At 44.4% G+C, this 15229-nt stretch carries 15 protein-coding genes; 8 read left to right on the plus strand and 7 right to left on the minus strand.

Going from position 1 to position 15229, the window contains the following annotated elements; translation table 11 throughout:
- Positions 1–4: 4 nt before the first annotated feature.
- From dusB to ABD960_RS19105, 4 genes are all read left to right on the plus strand, one after another.
- Positions 5–997 (plus strand): tRNA dihydrouridine synthase DusB, encoded by a 993-nt coding sequence (gene dusB, locus ABD960_RS19090; protein WP_345333775.1) that lies wholly within the window; start codon positions 5–7, stop codon positions 995–997.
- Positions 998–1045: 48 nt separating this feature from the next.
- Positions 1046–1432 carry a Co2+/Mg2+ efflux protein ApaG gene (gene apaG, locus ABD960_RS19095; protein WP_345333777.1) on the plus strand — a complete coding sequence of 129 codons (387 nt, stop codon included), beginning with the start codon at positions 1046–1048 and terminating at the stop codon, positions 1430–1432.
- 160 nt (positions 1433–1592) lie between these two features.
- On the plus strand, positions 1593–2774 hold the full coding sequence (locus ABD960_RS19100) for a formimidoylglutamase (RefSeq protein WP_345333779.1): 1182 nt from the start codon (positions 1593–1595) through the stop codon (positions 2772–2774).
- Positions 2775–2809: 35 nt separating this feature from the next.
- A complete protein-coding gene (locus tag ABD960_RS19105) occupies positions 2810–3991 on the plus strand; it encodes a redoxin domain-containing protein (RefSeq protein WP_345333781.1) in 1182 nt (393 codons plus the stop codon).
- A 19-nt stretch (positions 3992–4010) separates the two neighbouring features.
- On the opposite strand, the gene hisS is transcribed toward ABD960_RS19105, so the two are convergent.
- The gene (hisS, locus tag ABD960_RS19110) at positions 4011–5387 is read right to left on the minus strand and encodes a histidine--tRNA ligase (protein WP_345333782.1); all 1377 of its coding nucleotides are present in this window, start codon (positions 5385–5387) and stop codon (positions 4011–4013) included.
- Positions 5388–5540: 153 nt separating this feature from the next.
- On the opposite strand from hisS, the gene ABD960_RS19115 reads away from it, so the two are divergent.
- Genes ABD960_RS19115 through lpxB form a run of 3 tightly spaced genes read left to right on the plus strand, consistent with a single transcriptional unit; the run spans position 5541 to position 8459 of the window.
- Positions 5541–6515 (plus strand): DUF4238 domain-containing protein, encoded by a 975-nt coding sequence (locus ABD960_RS19115; protein ID WP_345333784.1) that lies wholly within the window; start codon positions 5541–5543, stop codon positions 6513–6515.
- A gap of 43 nt (positions 6516–6558) precedes the next feature.
- The gene (gene surE / locus ABD960_RS19120; protein WP_345333786.1) at positions 6559–7329 is read left to right on the plus strand and encodes a 5'/3'-nucleotidase SurE; all 771 of its coding nucleotides are present in this window, start codon (positions 6559–6561) and stop codon (positions 7327–7329) included.
- 17 nt (positions 7330–7346) lie between these two features.
- Entirely contained in the window at positions 7347–8459 is a 1113-nt protein-coding gene (gene lpxB, locus ABD960_RS19125) for a lipid-A-disaccharide synthase (protein ID WP_345333788.1), read from the plus strand.
- A gap of 78 nt (positions 8460–8537) precedes the next feature.
- Here the strand turns inward: lpxB and ABD960_RS19130 are convergent, their stop codons facing one another.
- Genes ABD960_RS19130 through ABD960_RS19140 form a run of 3 tightly spaced genes read right to left on the minus strand, consistent with a single transcriptional unit; the run spans position 8538 to position 9098 of the window.
- Entirely contained in the window at positions 8538–8699 is a 162-nt protein-coding gene (locus tag ABD960_RS19130) for a hypothetical protein (protein ID WP_232177865.1), read from the minus strand.
- A 33-nt stretch (positions 8700–8732) separates the two neighbouring features.
- Positions 8733–8885, minus strand: coding sequence for a hypothetical protein (locus ABD960_RS19135; RefSeq protein ID WP_232177866.1), 153 nt, complete (start codon positions 8883–8885; stop codon positions 8733–8735).
- 27 nt (positions 8886–8912) lie between these two features.
- The gene (locus tag ABD960_RS19140; RefSeq protein ID WP_345333792.1) at positions 8913–9098 is read right to left on the minus strand and encodes a hypothetical protein; all 186 of its coding nucleotides are present in this window, start codon (positions 9096–9098) and stop codon (positions 8913–8915) included.
- Positions 9099–9613: 515 nt separating this feature from the next.
- Between ABD960_RS19140 and ABD960_RS19145 the strand changes: the two genes are divergently transcribed.
- Entirely contained in the window at positions 9614–10102 is a 489-nt protein-coding gene (locus ABD960_RS19145; RefSeq protein WP_345333794.1) for a hypothetical protein, read from the plus strand.
- Here the strand turns inward: ABD960_RS19145 and ABD960_RS19150 are convergent.
- The 3 genes from ABD960_RS19150 to ABD960_RS19160 form a co-directional block, all read right to left on the minus strand.
- A complete protein-coding gene (locus tag ABD960_RS19150) occupies positions 10099–12135 on the minus strand; it encodes a S8 family serine peptidase (RefSeq protein ID WP_345333796.1) in 2037 nt (678 codons plus the stop codon). The two genes, ABD960_RS19145 and ABD960_RS19150, sit on opposite strands and share 4 nt — an antisense overlap.
- A 205-nt stretch (positions 12136–12340) precedes the next feature.
- Positions 12341–14128 carry a DEAD/DEAH box helicase gene (locus ABD960_RS19155; RefSeq protein ID WP_345333798.1) on the minus strand — a complete coding sequence of 596 codons (1788 nt, stop codon included), beginning with the start codon at positions 14126–14128 and terminating at the stop codon, positions 12341–12343.
- Positions 14129–14256: 128 nt separating this feature from the next.
- Positions 14257–15204, minus strand: a complete 948-nt coding sequence (locus ABD960_RS19160) for an NAD-dependent epimerase/dehydratase family protein (protein WP_345333800.1) — start codon at positions 15202–15204, stop codon at positions 14257–14259.
- Between the last annotated feature and the right edge of the window lie 25 nt (positions 15205–15229).

Raw genomic sequence — 15229 nt, forward strand, 5'->3', positions numbered from 1 at the left:
AGGGATGTCTGTACGAATAGGAAATATTGATTTAGGGGAGTTCCCGCTGCTGCTGGCACCAATGGAAGATGTGAGCGATCCGCCCTTCCGTTACGTGTGCAAGCAAAACGGCGCGGATATGATGTACACGGAATTCATCTCGTCCGAAGGGTTGATACGTGATGCCGCTAAAAGCATCAAAAAGCTGGATATTTTTGAGTATGAGCGCCCGATAGGCATACAGATTTTCGGCAGTGATATTGAGCACATGCGCGAGGCTACCGAGATTGCCACCCAGGCCGGGCCTGACCTGATGGACATAAACTATGGCTGCCCTGTTAAACAGGTGGCCTGTCGCGGCGCCGGTGCCAGTTTACTCCAGGATATTGATAAGATGGTGGCCATGACCAAAGCCGTTGTTGAAGCTACGCACTTGCCCGTTACCGTAAAAACCCGCTTAGGCTGGAATGACGATACTAAAAATGTGTACGAGGTTGCCGAGCGCTTACAGGATGTAGGTATCAAAGCTTTAACCATACATGGCCGCACCCGCGCCCAGATGTATAAGGGAGTAGCCGACTGGAGCCTGATACGCGATATTAAGCGCAACCCGCGTATACAGATACCGATATTTGGTAATGGAGATATAGATTCGCCGCAAAAGGCTGCCAACTGGCGTTTGGAGTATGAAGTGGACGGTATGATGATTGGCCGGGCATCAATTGGTTACCCGTGGATTTTCAGGGAAGTAAAACATTTTTTTAGGACCGGCGAATTTTTAGAAGGCCCAACCGTTGCCGAACGGGTTGAGGTATGCCGTACCCATTTAGAGAAATCGATTGAGTGGAAAGGCCTCAAAACGGGCATTTTTGAGATGCGCAGGCACTATTCAAATTATTTTAAGGGCATCAATCATTTTAAGGAATACCGCATGCGTTTAGTTACGGCAGCTACGCTTGATGAGGTTCAGGACATACTTTCGGAAGTTGAATTAAAATATTCGGCAGAAGTGGTGTGATTTTTGACTGAACTTTTTAAATTTGACTAACACCAAGAATCTTTGATCATGGTTACTACAATAACTGACGGCGTTAGGGTCTCTGTCGAGACTATCTATCAGCCGGAATATTCTAACCCCGCTAACGAGCATTTTATGTTCGCTTATAAAATTAACATCGAAAATATGGGGGCCTATGCTGTACAATTGATCAGTAGGCACTGGGTGATATTTGACTCTAACGGCGTAAAACGCGAAGTTGAAGGTGAAGGCGTAGTTGGACAGCAACCGGTTATTGAGCCGGGCAGCTCGCATGAGTATGTATCAGGCTGTAACCTTAAAACGGATATGGGCAGTATGAAGGGCGAATACCATATGTTGCGTTTATTGGATAATGCGCAATTTGATGTTACCATACCTGAATTTCAATTAATAGCACCTTACCGTATGAATTAATGTTACGACGATAGTATATCAATTTATAGAACTTTAAAGCCCGTGCGTGTAACTATGCCCGGGCTTTTTGTTGGGTATGCTTTAGCTTAATTATTATATTCGATCAAATTGTGTTTAAAACATTTCGCACCTTTGCACCTCTACATACCCAATAAACAATATGTCATTAGCCTATTTTTTTTCACCAATAGACCTGAAGCGTATAACACCGAAAAAAGGCTATTACACCAGTCAGTTAGGGCAAAAAATTGAGCTCTACTCAGTTGATTTCCCTGATTTGGAACAAAAAATCGACATTGCTATTATTGGTGTGCAGGAGGGGCGTAACGCTGATAATAACGATGGTTGCGCGCACGGGCCGGATCACATTAGGGAGAAATTGTACATCCTGAACGAGGGAAATTACACCACCAAAATTGTCGACTTGGGTAACATCAGGCAGGGAGCTACTGTAACCGACACCTATTATGCCCTTAAAACGGTGGTTGAGGAATTGATTAAGCAGGATATTTTCCCGCTGATTATCGGCGGCAGCCAGGATTTGACCTATGCCCAGTATCTCGGCTACGAAAAGCTGGAGCAAAAGGTTGACCTGGTGGTGATCGATTCGCATTTTGATATTGAGGATGATCCGCATCATGGCAGTATCGAAACCACATCGGCTTCGTATCTAAGCAAAATATTTTTGCATGAGCCCAACTACCTGTTCAACTTCAGTAACCTGGGATATCAGACGTATTTTACCAGCCAGGAGAGCCTGCGCGTAATGGAGAAGTTGTACTTTGATGTGCACCGTTTAGGTGAGCTGAGCGGACAGGTTGCCGTTACCGAGCCTATCATCCGCAATGCCAACATGATCAGTTTTGATATCTCCGCCATACGTTCGGCGGCGGCTATGGGTAATGCCAACGCGTCGCCAAACGGTTTCTATGGTGAGGAAGCTTGTCAGCTATGCCGGTATGCCGGGTTTAATGATAAGCTGACTTCGATAGGCTTTTATGAATACAATCCCGCTTACGACAGCAACGGCCAAACCGCCATGCTGCTTGCGCAGATGATATGGTGTTTTGTGGACGGCTTTTATAACCGTAAGCGCGATTTTCCTCTTAACCCTAAATCGCAATACCTGATCTACAAAACCAGTTTGAAGCATGACGACCATGAACTGGTGTTTGTAAAGAGCAAAAAATCCGACCGTTGGTGGATGCAGGTGCCCTATCCTACGCACGGTTCCATGAACGAACGGTTCCATTTGGTGCCCTGCCGGTATGAAGATTACAAAACCGCCGTATCCGGCGAAATGCCCGATCTATGGTGGCGTACTTATCAAAAACTGGCCTGATACAATTAGGCCGTTATTTACACGTTAATCAGTTAATGAAAAAAAAATTGTTAGCCGCTGCCTTGTTATTACCGGCAATGGCTTTTGCACAAAACGATGCGCCTTTTAAAATAAGCGGAAAACTGGGCAAACTAAACGCACCCGCCAAAGCTTACCTGGCATACCGCGTAGGCGATAACAATGTTACCGACTCGGCGGTGTTTAACAACGGTACCTTTGAATTTAATGGCCGTATTATTGAGCCCACCAACGCCACTTTGTTTATTGACCGCAGGGGTATAGGTTTTGACCGTTACATAGATTTGAATTTTCCGGATGGCGGCCCGTCAAAAACAGCCGAAATGCTTCCGTTCTTTATCGGTAAGGAGAGTTTTACAATTACCGGAACCGATTCTGTAAGTAAGGCTACCATCAACGGATCAAAAATTAATGATGATAATAAGAAACTGATTGATCTCTTAAAACCGATCAACGAAAAAGCTAAAAAAATAAATACGGAAGCCGCCGCCGCTACCGCTCAGCAAAAAGGTTCAGCGTCGTTTCAAAACAGTATGCAGGCTAAATACAAAGCGCTGCAAACCGAGCAGAAAGCGGTGATGAAAAAATTTATTACTGATAATCCTGATAGCTTTATCAGCCTGCTGGCGGTAAGTTCAATGGGTGGACCCTCGCCGGAGCCATCAGAAATTGAACCCTTGTTCAGCAAGTTAAGTGATGAGTTGAAAAATTCAACAGGCGGCAAAGCCATTCAAAGCGCGTTGGAAAGTTTGCGCAGTACGGCCATTGGTGCCATAGCGCCCGACTTTACGCAAAACGATGTAAATGGTAAACCGGTTAGCTTGTCCTCTTTCAAAGGAAAATACGTATTGATCGACTTTTGGGCATCATGGTGCGGCCCGTGCCGTACAGAAAACCCGAACGTGGTAAGAGCCTATTATTTATATAAGGATAAAAACTTTACGGTGTTTGGTGTATCGCTTGATAAACCAAATGCTAAAGACTCATGGCTGGCTGCTATAAAACAGGATGGCCTGGTTTGGACGCAGGTATCTGACCTGAAATACTGGAACAATGAGGCCGCGGCACTTTACGGCGTACGCTCCATCCCACAAAACTTTTTAATTGGGCCCGATGGAAAGATCATCGCCAAAAACCTGCGTGGTGATGACCTTGACGAAAAGCTTGCCGAGTTATTAGGTGGTAAGAAGAAATCGTAAAAAAACAGTTAAAGCAGGCTTAGGCCTGTTTTAACGCTTTAATAATTTCACCGGCGGTTAGCTTTTGCTGTTCGCCGGTGATCATGTTTTTAAAGGCAAGCTGCCCGCTTTCAATTTCCTCGCTGCCAATTAATATGGTATAAGCTATCTGCTTATTATTGGCATAATCCATTTGCTTTTTGATCTTGGCTCCGGCCGGGTAAAGCTCAGCCTTAATATCTTGCGCGCGCAGTTGCTGCAATAGCGGCCACGCATAAGCTTCGGCATCCTTGTCAAAACAACAGATCAGCGCCTTGGTGCTTTGCACCGCCTCGGTAGGGAACAGGTTAAGCTCTTCCATTACATCATAAATTCTGTCGGCACCAAAACTGATGCCCGCGCCGGCAAGGTTTTTTAAGCCGAACATGCCGGTAAGGTCATCATAGCGGCCACCGCCACCAATGCTGCCCATTTGCACCTCGTTGGTTTTTACCTCGAAGATGGCCCCGGTGTAATAGTTCAATCCACGGGCAAGGGTTATGTCTAATTCCAGCGTAGCTTTTTGTAACGGCGCGGCATTAATAAAGTTCAACACCGTTTCAATTTCATCACAACCTTTAAGTCCGGTTGCTGACGTTGCTAAGGCTTCGCGCAGGCTGGCCAGCTTTTCTATATTCGAACCTTGCAGCAGGATAACCGGTTTCAGCTTTTCAATATCATCTTCGGTAAAGCCTTTGGTGATCAGTTCGGCAGTAACGCCATCCAGGCCGATCTTGTCCAGCTTATCAATAGCAACGGTCAGGTCAATAATACTATCGCTTTTATTGATAACCTCAGCAATGCCTGATAGTATTTTTCTATTGTTAATCTTGATGGTAAAAACTTTCAGTCCGAGCTTGCTTAAAGCTTCATCGTATATCTGTACAAACTCCGCCTCGTTAAGCAGCGAATCAGAACCCACTACATCGGCATCACATTGATAAAACTCACGGTAACGACCTTTCTGCGGCCTGTCTGCACGCCAAACAGGTTGCACCTGGAAGCGCTTGAACGGAAAGGTAATATCATTTTGATGCTGCACTACATATCGCGCGAAAGGAACGGTGAGATCGTAGCGCAAGGCTTTTTCGGAGATGTAAGCCACCAAGCCGTTTGAATCAGCCGCTGTCAACTTTTCGGGTTTTACTTTCGATAGGTAATCTCCGCTGTTCAAAATCTTAAACATCAGCTTATCGCCCTCATCACCATACTTACCGTTTAGCGTGCTAAGGTTCTCCATGGCGGGAGTTTCTATCTGCTGATAGCCATATTTACGGAAGACCGACTTAATGGTATCAAAAATAAAGTTACGCTTTGCCATTTCGGCCGGAGAAAAATCACGGGTACCCTTTGGTACTGATGGTTTGATGGATGCCATGCGGCAAAGGTAAAAAAAATCCACTGACTCACCCCGGCTTAGCTTCGCTAGTCACTTCACTCTTAAACCGAATAAAGGGGCATTAACGCATTCAATATTCGCTTGCGTGATGATTAATTGCTAAATTGATATATCATTAAAATCAATAATCGAATGGACCAACATTATTTACCAAAATGCTATCTCAAAGAATTTTGTCAAGTTGGAGATGATTTTCTCTATAAAATAAACTGTGGTTTGATAAAATACGGACGAAGAGCGGGGTATAAAAAAATGCATCCATCCGAAGGTTGTTATGAAAAAGATTATTTTACAATTACAGAAGATTTCAAAAAGCTTTATCCGCGATTTCAATCGTATGAACCATATTTTATCGAAAAACAGTTTCATTCTTATGAAACTATTTATCCATCAATAATAAATAAACTTAAATTAGGTCAAAAATGGCTCTCATTTAAGGATGCTCAAATTTTAATTTATGCCTTGTTTGAGTTTAAAATCAGAAATCGTTTCTTCCGAGACAAAACAGAAATCAGCAAACGTCAAGTAGCAATTGATTTATTCGACGAATATTTAATGAACACGAAAAAGCGAGCATGGGCATTACAAAAATTTCATATCACCGAAGATGAATTGACCAAACATGTATCAATGATGAAAGATGATATAATATCCGATCCTCATTACGCTAAACATTCTCACATTGCTGCTATCATGATGCGATATGAGAATGATAATAGCACACATGACTTTGTTATATCGAACTTACTAATGTATAAGTGGGTTATTTTTAAATCTGATAGATTATTCTTAACATCAGATAATCCTGGCTACTCAATTGGTGTAGACAATATTGTTTACAACACAAGATTTCTTGATGGATTCCACTTTGTTTTTCCATTAACTCCATCTATGTGCCTATGTATAACAGATGATGTCATAGATTTTAAATACTACGATAACATGTCTATCAAACATATAGAATCAGGCTTAGTAAGCGACGATATCGTTTCACGGATAAATAATATGTGCTTGAAACATGTAGTAAATTACGTTTATTCAGGCGATAAAAATGTAATTGAATTTTATTCAAAAGATATAAAATGGGTTGGCGCTGACTCTAAATAAGGCTCATTATTATATAAAGTATTAAATAGTAGCTTTGCAAGCTATGAAAAAGAATAAGCCGACCATATTGGTAGTGAACGATGATGGAATCACCGCGCCGGGCATTAAGGCGCTTATTTACGCCATGAATGATATTGGCCGCGTAGTGGTTGTTGCGCCTGATAGTCCGCAATCGGGCATGGGCCATGCCATTACCATAGGCAAGCCCTTGCGTTTTGATAAGGAAGACCTGTACGAAGGCATTGAGATGTACAAATGCTCGGGCACCCCTGTTGATTGCGTTAAGCTGGCCGTAAACCTGGTTTTTAAAGGCAAAAAGCCTGACTTGTGTGTATCCGGCATTAATCACGGACTGAACAACTCTATCAACGTATTATACTCGGGCACCATGTCGGCCGCGGTGGAGGGCGCTATTGAGAGCATCCCATCCATAGGTTTTTCGTTGGATGATTATACCCAGCAGGCCGATTTTGAGCCTTGCGTTAAATATGTAAAACAGATAGCCTTGCAAGTACTGGAACACGGCTTGCCAACAGCTACGCTATTAAACGTTAACTTTCCGGCTACGCCGTTAAAAGGAATAAAGATCTGCCGCCAGGCGAATGCCAAATGGGCCGAGGAGTTTGATGAGCGCATGGACCCGCACAAACGTCCCTATTATTGGCTGACCGGTGTTTTTCAATTAAATGACCAAGGTGAGGATACCGACGTCTGGGCCTTGGAGAATGGCTACGTATCGGTAGTACCGGTACAGTTTGACATGACCGCCCACCACGCCATACCGGTGTTAAACAGCTGGAAGTTTAACGATTAATTGCTGATATTTACCGTATGAAGTATTACCTGGTAGCCGGCGAAGCCTCGGGCGATCTGCATGGGGCCAACCTGATGAAGGCGCTTAAAGAGCAGGACGCCCAGGCGGAGTTCCGCTATTTTGGCGGCGACCTGATGCAGGCGGAAGGCGGCACCCTGGTAAAGCATTATGCCGATATGGCTTACATGGGTTTTGTGGAAGTGGCGCTTAACCTCCGCGCCATCCTCAAAAACATGAAGCAGTGCAAGCAGGATATTGTTGCCTGGCAGCCGGATGTATTGATACTGATCGACTTCCCCGGCTTTAACATGAAGATAGCCGAGTATGCCAAAAAGAACGGTTTACTGGTATGCTATTACATATCCCCTAAAGTTTGGGCCTGGAACCAAAAGCGTGTGCTCAATATTAAAAAGGTGGTGGATCACATGTTTTGCATACTGCCCTTTGAGGTTGATTTTTATAAGAGCTGGGACATGCAGGTTGATTATGTAGGCAATCCGCTGCTTGATGCCGCCGCCGCTTTTAAACCATCGGCTACTTTTTTGCAGGATAATAATTTGGAGGGCAAACCTATTATCGCCTTGCTGCCCGGCAGCCGTAAACAGGAGATCAATCATTTACTGCCCGATATGGTAGCCATGCAAGCTCGCTTTCCAGATCATCAGTTGGTAATTGCCGGCGCGCCATCATTCAACGAAGCTTACTATCAACCTTATTTAAAAGGTCATAATATCCCCGTAGTTTTCAACGCCACTTATGATCTGCTGCAACACGCTGAGGCGGCCGTTGTAGCATCGGGTACGGCTACTCTGGAGACCGCCCTGTTTAATGTACCGCAGGTAGTGGTTTATAAAGGCAACGCCATAACCATAGCTATCGGCCGTATGGTGATCAAAATAAAGTTTATATCGCTGGTGAACCTGATCATGGATAAGCAGGTGGTACGTGAGCTGATACAGCAGCAATGCAATCCGCAGGAAATATATACTGAACTTAACAGGTTGATAAACGATCAGCCCTACCGCCAACAGATGCTGGATCATTACGATCAACTTGATGAAAGAATGGGCACACCGGGTGCATCAGCCAAAACCGCGGCACTCATCATTAAATATACCACTAAAAAGTAGAGCCCTGCAACAATTGCAAGGCTCTGCGTTTTTCATAGGTGATGTAAGAAAAAATTTATAGGTAGATGTATATGATGATCAGGCTGCCGACAAGTTGCGTTGTTCGGTTTCCTGGTTGTTGCTTTGTTTAGGATGCTTAGCTCTGAAAGCTTGCAGATCCTGCATTAATAGATCACGTAGCTGGCTGTCAAATTTCGCTGCCAATTTGCTTGTTGCTGGTTTGTTGTTAATGCTTTTCATAGGTAGATGATTACAGGTTGAAAAATTTATTAATTACGCAGCCGACAAGCCGTTGTTATTCACTGTGTTTACAAACTGGTTTTTAGCCTGTTTAATTGCTTTCAGATCACTCATTAAAAGCGCTTTTAACTCGTTATCAAACTTTGCTACCAGTTTGCTTATTGATGGTTTTCTGTAGGTTTTCATAGTTGAATATTTTTTATTGTCAGTTAATTAGTTCTTTGTTAGTTCGTCTTTACTTTCATCGCTTAAATTTTCTTTGCGGCGTTCCGCCTCTTTAAGCTGACGTTCCAGTTGCTCCTGATCTCTCGAATCTGCCGGTTTTTCAGGATTAACAGGGTTTTCCCAGGTTTGCTCCTCTTCAGCGTTCGTAATGTTTTTTTTATCGATGACAACCATGATGCTGACGTTTGTGATTGAATTTATTCCAATACAATGCCAAACGCCAATCTGCCCGAAATGTAGCCCTGTGATCCTTCATAGGATTGGATATACAGATTGCTCAAAGCCCCATTTGAAGCTAAAAAGTGCCAGCAATAGCATACAATGTTGTATAAATTAGTAATACAACCTGTCGGCTCGAGTAGTCAATAAAGGTTTTTTTGGAAATTTTAGTTTGTTGTTTTTGTTTGGAGGAGACGTTATTCAAAATTGTCATCCAATTGTCCTGAATGGTGTACATCTTCGTAGACAAATATAAAAAGTCATACTGAGTACATTTATCTGTTTTGCTATTGAGCAAATATTAACCATCATAATGAAACTTATTAAATTATTGATCGATATTACATGCAAGCCAAAATATTATAAACTGTTATCTACCTGTTTAACTACAGAAACGCCTGTTTTTTATTAAGCTGCAACATAAAACATTTAATAAGCCGTTTATTTGCAAAACAATTCAACAACTTTCGATGAAGAAAACATTATTACTCTTAGTTTCGGCATTTACACTATTATTTGTTGCAGATAGCGCAAAGGCGCAGGATTACAATACCGCTGTCGGTTTAAAATTCGGCGGGTATGAAAACGGTATATCCGTTAAGCATTTTACCAATGAGAGCACCGCGCTTGAGGGTGTATTAGGTTTTAGAAGAGGTGGCTTGGTTATAACCGGTTTGTATGAAATTCACCAGCCGGCATTTAATACACAAAAACTTAAATTTTACTACGGCTTTGGTGCGCATGCCGGCTCAATAGGCGCGGGCCGCTATAAAAAACTTGGCGGCGACGAAGTTTTTGAGGATAGCAAGATACTGATTGGTGCAGATGGCGTGTTGGGTTTAGAATATGTATTGCCAAACTCTCCGATAGCTTTCAGCCTCGACCTTAACCCGCGCGTAGAGCTTGCAGGCCCGTTTTTTGACCTGGCGCCCGGCCTGGGCGTTAAGTACACCTTTTAATTAGCCCTTACTACTAAAACCTTCTTTGATTCAACCTGGCTTCCGGCTATCATGCGTAGTACGTATGTACCCGATGCCAGGTTGTTTACGGCTATCTGGGTGTTAAAGGTACCTTCCTGCACGTTTTGGGTTTTATTGTATACTATCCGTCCGCTCATATCAATCAATTGCACGCGTAAGGTACCCGCGGCTTTAATGTTAAGCAAAGCGGTTACAAAATCACTGGCCGGTACCGGGAAAACTGTTAAACCTTCGCCGGGGCTTGTGGCCGTTGTTCCGGTGAGGCGCCCGCCCGACACGATGATCGAATAATCCTGTTTACCATTGCGCAGTATACCTTTGTTTGATACCGTTATCGTATAGGTTTGACCGGCAACCGCCGTAGGGATATAAACTTGTTCAACGTTGTCAACCACGTTATCGCTACGCGTAGCCGCGGATGCCGGGTTTTCCGGATCGAGCACCCAGGGGTTTACCACACCGGTACTGCTGCTGATGCGTACATCAAGATCATTAACCAGTTTAGGCGTGCGGTTATTTAACGTGCCAACGGCTGCTACGGTACCTTCCTGGTCTGTCCAGCAGATGGTTGCCCACAGTGGGCCATTGTTGTTGGCTGTAATTTGATAATTGGATACCTGTGCCTGCTGTAAGGTAGCTTCGTGTATATAGCTTAAGGTGCCGTTATCGGTTATGGTTTGCGCGGCTTTGCGCATATCAAGCACACCCCATCCGTATATGTAATCCGGCCCAGCGTTGCCGGCGTCAAAAGCAGTGTGGCAAACCAGCCCTTTTAACGTTGCCGAGCGCATTACGCTGTCGCTGTGTAAACGGGCGTAATACTCCTGCAATAGCAAAATTGAACCCGCCACATTCGGCGATGCCATCGAGGTGCCCGATAAAGTACTGTATAAATTGGCGCCGTTAGCAGATGTTGAAAGCACGCCTGAGCCCATACCCATAATATCGGGCTTAATGCGCCCGTCATCCGTAGGGCCCCAACTGCTAAAACTCGATACCCTGACACCCGCGGCACTTTGAGGTCCGTTTGGCAGCTGGTTTACTGAGCCAACGGTTAAAATGTTTTTAGCATTGCCGGTGGTTGATACCACATCATACCCATCATTATCACTGATGCCCTCGGGGCGAGGCCCCTTTTCAACAATGGTTTGATCTGTGCGGCTCTCGTAACCGTAATAGGTTGAGCCTACCGATGGGCCGGTATATGCATGGCTATTACCAGCTGATTCAACAATCAGATAATATGGCGCCTCAAAAGCTATCTTATCCCAGGCTTGGGCGCGTTCGTCATAAAAACCAAATAAGTAATCCTCGCTGTCGCCCGGTAAGCCGTACCAGGTCCACCTGCCGCCATCAAAATCCCAACCGGCAATATCACCATACGAGTGGTTTGAAATGAGCAACCCCGCGGCATTATTACTGATCTCTGATACATCGTTGTCAAAATCAAATGATCGCAGCGTGGTAGCGTTGAAGGCCATGCCTTTGGCCAATGGATTTGCGCCGCGTGATACCAGCGTTCCGGCAACGTGGGTGGTATGTTCAATAGCGCCGGTTTGGTTTGCGGCAATGGTGATATTCTTGCCTGAGAATTCCTGGTGCCCTCGAAATACCGTTCCGCCATCCCAAATGGCAAGTTCATCTACCAGTATATTGGCCGAGCCTGATAGGTCAAGATCGAGCTCTCCGCCCGGCTGTACCGCGTTTGTGCGTGTAGCTGCCGCGGCCTCGGTATTGCTGGTACGTAAAAAACGCGGAAATCCCAGGCTGTTTACGCCTTGCAATACAATTACCCGCCCGCCGGGTGTAATTTTGCGGGTTATCCAGTTTTTTGATGCCGCAAGCGACAACGCCCGCTGCTTGCTGGCAGTAAAGCTCGCTGACAACTGCTTGGAAAAATCTTCCAGATTGCGTTTTTGCACATCATTTACCAGTTTACGTTGTGCAAATACCTCACCGGTAAAGCAAACAAATATTAAGCAATAAACTATCGCCTGCAACAAACGTTTCATGCAAAAAAGGCGGGCTTTAAATGTATAATAATGGTTATCAATATTTTTGCAATTTAAATGAAAATGTAGAATATAATTTATCCTGACAATAATTTAATAACTAAAAAACAAAGCCCCTTCGCGGTAAGCGAAAGGGCTTGTCAAACTAAACCAACTAAAAACTCTGCTCAGTATTTAGATAGAGCAGTAACTATCTTATTTATTATTAATAGCGTTTACGGCGCTCGGTACGGTCTTCGCGGCGTTTGCCCGAGAAATCACGGAAACCACCGCCACTTCTTGAACCACCGTCACGGCGTTCGCCACCACGCTCACGGAAACCGCCTTCGCGTTTTTTGTAACCGCCACCGCCTGAACGGCGATCGTTACCGCTGCTTTCGCCCGCTAATTCAATACGTACGTCGCGGCCATTAAAGTCAACGTTTTTAAAGCCTTCGAATACTTTATCCACATCGGCGTTGTCTACTTCAAAAAATGAGTAAACGCCTTTAACGTCGATTTTACCTACGGTGCGGCCGCTGATCTTGGTATTGTTACAGATATAACCTAACAGATCGCCACGGTTAAACTCATCTACCGAGCCCAGGTTGATGAACAGACGGGTAAAGTCTGAACGCATACCGGTACGGCTAAATTTATCACCATCCCTTGCAGGCCTGTCTTCAAACGCGGCATTCAGGTCAGGGGCATTTTTATAGTAGTCCAGGAAGCGGTTAAACTCCAATGAAGCAAAACGTTTGATGATCTCTTCTTTGCTCAAATCTTCAAACTCAGCCATAATGCGCGGAATGTACTGCTCAATTTGCTGCTCATTCACTTCAACATTATGTACCTTATGCACCAGGGCAAATAATTGCTTTTCGCAAACATCAAAACCGGTTGGTATTTCAGCTTTTACAAACTTTTTACCGATAACACGCTCAATCTGGCGTATTTTACCCAATTCTTTACCGTGGATGATAGCGATAGACACGCCTGTTTTACCGGCACGGGCTGTACGGCCGCTACGGTGAGTATAGTTCTCAATCTCGTCAGGTAATGAGTAGTTAATAACGTGTGTAACATCATTAACATCAATACCGCGTGCGGCAACGTCAGTAGCAATCAGTAATTGAAGGCTGCGCTCGCGGTAGCGTTTCATTACCTTGTCACGTTGTTGTTGCGAAAGATCGCCGTGTAAAGAGTCGGCATTGTAACCGTCTTTTATCAGGGCTTCGGCAATTTCCTGCGTTTCAATTTTGGTACGGCAAAATACGATGCCGAAAATCTCCGGGTTAAAATCAACAATACGTTTAAACGCGGCATATTTGTCGCGGGCACGTACTACATAGTACTCATGGTCGATGTTGGCATTACCGGTATTTTTGGTACCCATGGTAAGCTCAAACGGATCGGTCATGTATTTTTTTGCAATCCTTCTAACCTCAGAAGGCATGGTAGCTGAAAACAGCCATGTTTTTTTATCGTCCGGCGTGGTCGATAATATACTGTCAATGTCTTCCTGAAAGCCCATATTGAGCATTTCATCAGCTTCATCCAGCACTACATATTTAACCTGCGAAAAGTCAATCGCCTTACGGTTAATAATGTCAAGCATACGGCCAGGTGTAGCAACAACAATCTGCACACCGCGTTTAATCTGACGTAACTGGTCAGAAATACTTGCACCGCCATAAACCGCTACCACATTAACGTTTTTAACGTTTTTTGCGTAGTTTTTAATGTCGTTAGTAATTTGTAAACAAAGCTCACGAGTTGGGCATAAAACAAGCGCTTGCGGATAGTTTTCGTCGAAGTCCAGTAACTCTAATAATGGCAAGCCAAAAGCAGCAGTTTTACCGGTCCCGGTTTGGGCTAATCCGACAAAATCGTTGCTGCCTGTTAACAATACCGGAATTGACTGTTCCTGGATTGGCGTAGGATTTTCAAATCCTAACTCAGTGATGGCATTAACAATATCATGACGGATTCCCAGTTGAATAAATGGGTTCATGAATTTAAATAACGTATTTGGCGACATTGCCAAATCGGGCGCAAAAGTATGCATAAAAAACGGCATTCCAAACCCTTATTTTAAATTGAGTTTGAAATGACATTTTTTAGCTTAGAAACGCTGGTCGGTTATTTTATTTTCCTCAAATTCAGTAACATATCTTCAACCAATTTTGGCAGGTCAAACTCAGCTTTCCAGCCCCAGTCTTTTTGCGCCTGGCTGTCATCAATTGATTTTGGCCAGCTATCGGCAATGGCCTGGCGCGGATCGTTATCTGAATAGGATAATTTAAAGTCCGGAATATGTTTTTTTATTTCCTCATTTAATTGCTCCGGGGTAAAGCTTACACCGGCGAGGTTGTATGAAGAGCGAATGGTCAGGCTCTTGGCGGGGGCTTCCATCAAGCTGACGGTAGCGCGAATGGCATCGTCCATGTGCATCATCGGTAATTCGGTATCTGCCGAAAGGAAGCTTTGATATTCGCCTTTAGCCAGTGCCTCATGAAATATATGCACAGCATAATCAGTAGTACCGCCGCCCGGTGCGGCTTTCCAGCCTATTAAACCCGGGTAACGGATGCTGCGTACATCTAAACCATATTTTTCAAAATAGTACTCGCACCAGCGCTCGCCGGCCAGCTTGCTGAAACCATAAACGCTGTTCGGGTCCATTACGCAATATTGCGGTGTATTTTGCTTTGGTGAGTTTGGCCCAAACACGGCGATAGAGCTTGGCCAAAAAACTTTGGCTACCTTAAATTCTACTGCCAGATCAAGCACATTCAGCAAACCATTCATGTTCAAATCCCAGGCAAGCTTGGGCTTTTGCTCGCCCGCCGCCGACAGTATGGCAGCCAGCAAATAAACTTGGGTTGGTTTGTACTTTTCAAATATAGCACGCACGGCAGCGGCATCTGTTACGCTTGCTTGCTCAAAGGGGCCGTTGCTGCCGGCATTCTTTGGCGGATGAAGGTCAGACGCTACAACCTGGCTATGGCCATATTTTGCACGTAAAGTAGTTACCAGTTCGGTGCCAATTTGCCCGTTGGCGCCGATTACTAAAATCATTTCGGTCATTAGGTGTTAATATGCCGCAAATGTA

The organism is Mucilaginibacter defluvii (assembly GCF_039543225.1).
Classification (GTDB): Bacteria; Bacteroidota; Bacteroidia; order Sphingobacteriales; family Sphingobacteriaceae; genus Mucilaginibacter; species Mucilaginibacter defluvii.

Bases quoted from the DNA above. Each gene is read 5' to 3' on its own strand.
- dusB (WP_345333775.1), top strand. From the start codon at position 5: ATGTCTGTACGAATAGGAAATATTGATTTAGGGGAGTTCCCGCTGCTG.
- apaG (WP_345333777.1), top strand. From the start codon at position 1,046: ATGGTTACTACAATAACTGACGGCGTTAGGGTCTCTGTCGAGACTATC.
- ABD960_RS19100 (WP_345333779.1), top strand. From the start codon at position 1,593: ATGTCATTAGCCTATTTTTTTTCACCAATAGACCTGAAGCGTATAACA.
- ABD960_RS19105 (WP_345333781.1), top strand. From the start codon at position 2,810: ATGAAAAAAAAATTGTTAGCCGCTGCCTTGTTATTACCGGCAATGGCT.
- hisS (WP_345333782.1), bottom strand. From the start codon at position 5,387: ATGGCATCCATCAAACCATCAGTACCAAAGGGTACCCGTGATTTTTCT.
- ABD960_RS19115 (WP_345333784.1), top strand. From the start codon at position 5,541: ATGGACCAACATTATTTACCAAAATGCTATCTCAAAGAATTTTGTCAA.
- surE (WP_345333786.1), top strand. From the start codon at position 6,559: ATGAAAAAGAATAAGCCGACCATATTGGTAGTGAACGATGATGGAATC.
- lpxB (WP_345333788.1), top strand. From the start codon at position 7,347: ATGAAGTATTACCTGGTAGCCGGCGAAGCCTCGGGCGATCTGCATGGG.
- ABD960_RS19130 (WP_232177865.1), bottom strand. From the start codon at position 8,699: ATGAAAAGCATTAACAACAAACCAGCAACAAGCAAATTGGCAGCGAAA.
- ABD960_RS19135 (WP_232177866.1), bottom strand. From the start codon at position 8,885: ATGAAAACCTACAGAAAACCATCAATAAGCAAACTGGTAGCAAAGTTT.
- ABD960_RS19140 (WP_345333792.1), bottom strand. From the start codon at position 9,098: ATGGTTGTCATCGATAAAAAAAACATTACGAACGCTGAAGAGGAGCAA.
- ABD960_RS19145 (WP_345333794.1), top strand. From the start codon at position 9,614: ATGAAGAAAACATTATTACTCTTAGTTTCGGCATTTACACTATTATTT.
- ABD960_RS19150 (WP_345333796.1), bottom strand. From the start codon at position 12,135: ATGAAACGTTTGTTGCAGGCGATAGTTTATTGCTTAATATTTGTTTGC.
- ABD960_RS19155 (WP_345333798.1), bottom strand. From the start codon at position 14,128: ATGAACCCATTTATTCAACTGGGAATCCGTCATGATATTGTTAATGCC.
- ABD960_RS19160 (WP_345333800.1), bottom strand. From the start codon at position 15,204: ATGACCGAAATGATTTTAGTAATCGGCGCCAACGGGCAAATTGGCACC.